This window comes from Oceanibaculum nanhaiense, from assembly GCF_002148795.1.
GTDB classification, from domain to species: Bacteria; Pseudomonadota; Alphaproteobacteria; order Oceanibaculales; family Oceanibaculaceae; genus Oceanibaculum; species Oceanibaculum nanhaiense.
Genome location: NZ_MPOB01000002.1, coordinates 39,731 through 44,440, shown reverse-complemented (window position 1 = coordinate 44,440; position 4,710 = coordinate 39,731). Strand labels below are relative to the sequence as shown.

Annotated in this window: 5 protein-coding genes; 2 read left to right on the top strand and 3 right to left on the bottom strand. The window is 67.6% G+C overall.

Translation table 11 applies throughout. The features are described 5' to 3' along the window. The first annotated feature begins 285 nt into the window (after positions 1–285). Positions 286–555, top strand: coding sequence for an acyl carrier protein (locus tag BKM74_RS03300; RefSeq protein WP_086464302.1), 270 nt, complete (start codon positions 286–288; stop codon positions 553–555). Positions 556–557: 2 nt separating this feature from the next. Beyond that, entirely contained in the window at positions 558–2,528 is a 1,971-nt protein-coding gene (gene asnB / locus BKM74_RS03295; protein WP_086464301.1) for an asparagine synthase (glutamine-hydrolyzing), read from the top strand. Between the two features lie 4 nt (positions 2,529–2,532). On the opposite strand, the gene BKM74_RS03290 is transcribed toward asnB, so the two are convergent. Genes BKM74_RS03290 through BKM74_RS03280 form a run of 3 tightly spaced genes read right to left on the bottom strand, consistent with a single transcriptional unit; the run spans position 2,533 to position 4,707 of the window. After that, positions 2,533–3,282, bottom strand: coding sequence for an enoyl-CoA hydratase/isomerase (locus BKM74_RS03290; RefSeq protein WP_086464300.1), 750 nt, complete (start codon positions 3,280–3,282; stop codon positions 2,533–2,535). Continuing rightward, a complete protein-coding gene (locus tag BKM74_RS03285) occupies positions 3,279–4,481 on the bottom strand; it encodes a beta-ketoacyl synthase N-terminal-like domain-containing protein (RefSeq protein WP_086464299.1) in 1,203 nt (400 codons plus the stop codon). Before BKM74_RS03285 ends, BKM74_RS03290 begins: the two co-directional genes overlap by 4 nt. After that, positions 4,462–4,707, bottom strand: coding sequence for an acyl carrier protein (locus BKM74_RS03280; protein WP_086464298.1), 246 nt, complete (start codon positions 4,705–4,707; stop codon positions 4,462–4,464). Before BKM74_RS03280 ends, BKM74_RS03285 begins: the two co-directional genes overlap by 20 nt. Positions 4,708–4,710: the final 3 nt, after the last annotated feature.

Genomic DNA, 4,710 nt, shown 5'->3' with positions numbered 1-4,710 from the left:
GCGAGCGGGCCGACCCTCGTTCCCTGACAATCACGGTTCTTGCCGGAACGCAGCGCGCCACGCCCGGTGCCGAATACGCAAGTATTAACCCATTGGCAGAAATGCGCAAAAAATACATTTGTGATAAATAGATAAAAAGCGACTTGACGTTGCCCGCGCAGACCTCAGGCGCAGACAGGCCGAGCGAACTGCGCTACAGTTTGCATCAGGCGTCTGGTGCGCCATTTTCCTCTAACCGACCTGCCCGGAAGTCCCCGAAAGCCCCCAGAAAGCGCCACGCAAGCCATGGACAAGATACGCGCGTTCATCGAGGAACAGTTCCTCATCGAGTATGACGACAGCTTTCCCGAGGACACCAACCTGTTCAAGGAAGGGGTCATGGATTCCTTTGGCTATGTGCAGCTCTGCCGCTTCCTGGAACAGGAATATGGCTTCCGTTTCACCGAGGCGGAGATGACCGGCAACGTGCTGGTCAGCCTGGCCCAGATCCGCGATTTCGTGGCGCGCAAGACCGCCTCTTCTGCCGCCGTCCCCACCGCCTCGACCAACGACTGACCATGTGCGGCATCGCCGGATTCATTGGAGCAGCGCACGATTCCGCTGCATGGCAGGAGACGATCCGCGCCATGCTGGCCGCCATTGGCCATCGCGGGCCGGACGGACTGGGCACCATGCTGGACGACCGGGCGGCACTGGGCACGGCACGATTGTCAATCATTGACATTGCCTCCGGCACCCAGCCGATGAGCGACCCGTCCGGGCGCTACTGGCTGGCCTATAATGGCGAAATCTATAATTACCTCGAACTGCGCGCCGAGCTGGAAGCCGCCGGGCGCGTCTTCCTCACACGCTCCGACACCGAGGTGGTGCTGCAGGCCTGGCTGCATTGGGGGCCGGACTGCCTGCCCAGATTCAATGGCGGCTTCGCCTTCGCGATCTATGACCGCGCCAGCGGCCGGCTGGTGCTGGCGCGCGACCGTTATGGCAAGCGGCCGCTGTTCTATCTGCGGCGCGGCGGGGAGTTCTATTTCGCCTCGGAGATGAAATCCTTCTTCGCCGTGCCCGGCTTCGCCTTCGAGCAGGATGCCGACCAGCTCGCCTCGATCCTCGCCTGCTGGACGCCGCTGCCCGACCAGAGCGGCTTCAAGGGCATCGACAGCCTGCCGATGGGCGAATGGATGAGCGTCGAGAACGGCACCATCACCCGCCACCGCTACGAGGCGCTGTCCTTCGATTCGGCGGAGAGTGTGGCCAGCGAGGCCGAGGCGCTGGAGCTGATCCGCGAGCGGCTGCAGGCCAGCGTCGCCTTGCGGCTGCGCAGCGATGTCGAGGTCGGAGTCTATCTCAGCGGCGGCGTCGATTCCGCGATCACCGCGCTGCTGGCGCAACGCGAAAGCCGGCACAGGCTGTCCACCTTCTCGGTCGCGTTCGAGGATGCCGCCTTCGACGAATCGCCGCAGCAGCGCGAGATGGCGGATTTTCTCGGCAGCCGGCATCAGGCGCTGACCATCAGCCATGGCGATATTGCCAGCGCCCTGCCCGATGCCGTGTTCCATGCCGAGGTTCCGGCCTTCCGCTGTGCCTTCGTGCCGATGTTCCTGCTGTCGCGCCTGACCCGCGACGCCGGCATCAAGGTGATCCTCAGTGGCGAAGGCGCGGACGAGGCCTTCCTCGGCTACGATCTGTTCAAGGAGGTGCTGCTGCGCCGCGCCTGGAACGATCTGGGCGAGGATGTCCGGCGCGACCGGCTGGGCAGGCTCTACCCGCACCTCACCCATTACGGCCCGCAGGAGATCGCGGCACTCACCGGCCTGTACCAGCAATTCGCCGAGGAGCGGATGCCCGGCCTGTTCTCGCACGAGATGCGCTTCCAGAATGGCCGCTTCGCCACAAGGCTGCTGCGCGAAGCGGGCGATCCGTTCGCCGCGATTTCCCGGCTGGTCGCCGAGGCGCCCGGCTATGCCGGGATGAGCGACATCCACAAGGCGCAATGGCTGGAATACAAGACGCTGCTGGCCGGCTATCTGCTGTCCACCCAGGGCGAGCGGATGAGCCTGGCGCATGGCGTCGAGAATCGCTGCCCCTTCCTCGACCCGGCGGTGGTCGCGGCGGCCAGCGCCACCAATCTGCGCTTCGATGATGGGTTCGAGGAAAAGCGCCTGCTGCGCCGCGCCTTCGCGGACGAGCTGCCCGAATCCATCGTGACCAAGCGCAAATTCCCCTATCGCGCGCCGGACAGCGCCGCCTTCGCCAGCGCCCGCCCGGATTATCTGGAAGCGCTGCTGTCGGAAGCGGAGCTGGCCAAGCTGCCCTTTATCGACGCGAAATTCGCCCGCCGGCTGACCGACAAGGTGCTGAACCGCCCGGCCGACGAGATCGGCACCAAGGAAGACCAGTGCTTCGTCTTCCTGCTGTCCATCGCCCTGCTGCACCGCTTCTTCGTCCAGCGCGAAGGCGCCGGGCTGACCCGCGTGACGCCGCCACCGATGCGCACCGTCGATCTGCGCGGCAAGCCGCTGGCGGCCTAAAAACCTAGACTTCCCAGGGGAACTTCATCTCGCTCACATAGCGGCGGATGTTCCGCTGCACCTCGGGGTCGGCGAACATCTCGCGGTTCGCGGCCAGTGCGGCGTCGCGGCCACGCGCCAGACTATCGTCGGTCGCCGCGCGGTGCGCCTTGTAGCGCGCGATGGCCGGCCGGCCGAGATGGCGCAGCCGCTGCAGATGCCGGCGCAGCAGCGCCTCCGCCTCGTCGCCCAGCGCATCGACCAGCCCCCAGCTGGCAGCCTCCTCGGCGGGCAGCGGGCGCGTCATCAGCGTCATGTAATGCGCCTTCTGCGCGCCGATGCGCCGCGCAAGGAAGGGCAGCACGCAGGCCGGGAACAGGCCGAACAGCATCTCCGACAGGCCGAAGCTGGCGCTGCGGTCGGCCAGCACGATGTCGCAAGCGGCGGCAAGGCCGACACCCCCGGCATTGGCGCGCCCGCGTACCAGCGCCACGCTGACGAACGGGCCTTCCGCCAGCCGCCGCCAGAGATCGTAGAGCGCTGCCGGGTCGAGCGTCTCGCCCGAGGCCGTGGCCTCGAAATCGCCGCCGGCGCAGAAGCTGTCGCCCGATCCTTCGAGGACCAGGATCGTCGCCCCCTCCGCTTCGCAGCGTGCCAGCGCCGCGCCGAGATCCGCCACCATGCCGGCATTGATCGCATTGCCGGCCTCCGGCCGGTCGAGGCGCAGGCGGGCGATGCCCTTGTCGATCTCCAGCCGAACCGTCTCGCCGTTCATGCGTCCCCCTTTACGACAAGCGCCGTATCCACCCCGCCGAAGCCGAAGGAGAGTTTCAGCGCCGTGCGGATTGTGCGTTCTTCCGGTGCGCCGCGCACGAAGCCCATCGACGGGTCCAGCGGGTTGTCGAGATGTCGGGTCGGGTGCAGCCTTCCGTGGCGCATCTGGATCAGCACCGCCGCCAGTTCCACCGCGCCCGCCGAGGCCAGCCCATGGCCGATCAGCGATTTGGTGGCGTTGATGCGGGCGTGCCCCAGCCCCGCCGCGCGAAGCGCCGCCAGCTCGGTCTCGTCGCCCAGCGGCGTGCCGGTGGCGTGAGCGTTCACATACTCGATGGCGTCGGGCGACAGGCTGGCCATCGCCAGCGCCGCGCGGATCGCCGCCAGCTCGCCTTCCGGGGAGGGGTCCGGTCCGCGATGGCCATTGGCGAGATGCGCCCAGCCGGCCAGCGTGCCGTACTGCCCCGCCGGGGCGGCATCCGCCCGGCACAGCACCAGCGCAGCCGTGGATTCGCCATAGACGAAGCCGGCATGGTCGCGGTCGAACGGCCGGCAGACCTCGGCCAGCGCGCCCAGCGCCCGGAAGCCCTGCAGATCGAGGCAGGAGACATCCTGCAGCGCCCCCAGCGCGATGCAGGCATCGACCCGGCCGCTGCGCACCGCCTCCGCCGCCTGGATCACCGCGACCGCGCCGCTGGCGGACGCGCCGCCGACGCTCATCGTGAAGCCGCGGATCGGCCAGGTCGCCGCGCACAGCCCGGCAATATCGGTATCGAGGAACATATGGCCGTGACGCGGCGGCCAATAGGCCATGCGCCCGGCATAATCGCGCTGCGCCAGCATCTGCTCGCGCGCCATCAGAGTGCTGCCGCCAACCACCAGCCCGATGCGCATTGGGTCGACTTGGTCCAGACCGGCTTCCCGCCAGGCCTCGTCCAGCACGGCGATGGCGGCACGGCCCGGCAGGCCCGCCGTCCTGGCAATGCGGGCCGGCAGCAACTCCGGCGGTTCCGGCAGTTCCAGGCCGATGAAGGATGAGCTGCCATCCGGTAATTGCCGCCCATCCCGGCGCAACGGACCGATGGCCGGCGCCTCCCCGAACAGGGCGGCGCGCAGGGCATCCTTGCCATAGCCCCGGCCGGCGGCGACACCGATGCCGGCAATAACGATGGAAACTGGATTAGCCTGCGTGCTTGGCATGCAGCAGATCGGCCAGCTCGCCGATGTTGCGCGGCCCGTGCAGCTGCACCATCGGGATGTCGAGGCCGAGTTCCTCCAGCGTCGCCAGCACGATCTCGCTGCGCTCGATGGAATCGAGGCCAAGATCGGCCATCGCATCCGCGCGCCCGATCGGATGGGTCGCCAGATCCGGCACCACGGTGCGGATCTGCGCGACGATGATGGTGAGGATGCTGTCGCTGTCCAAGTC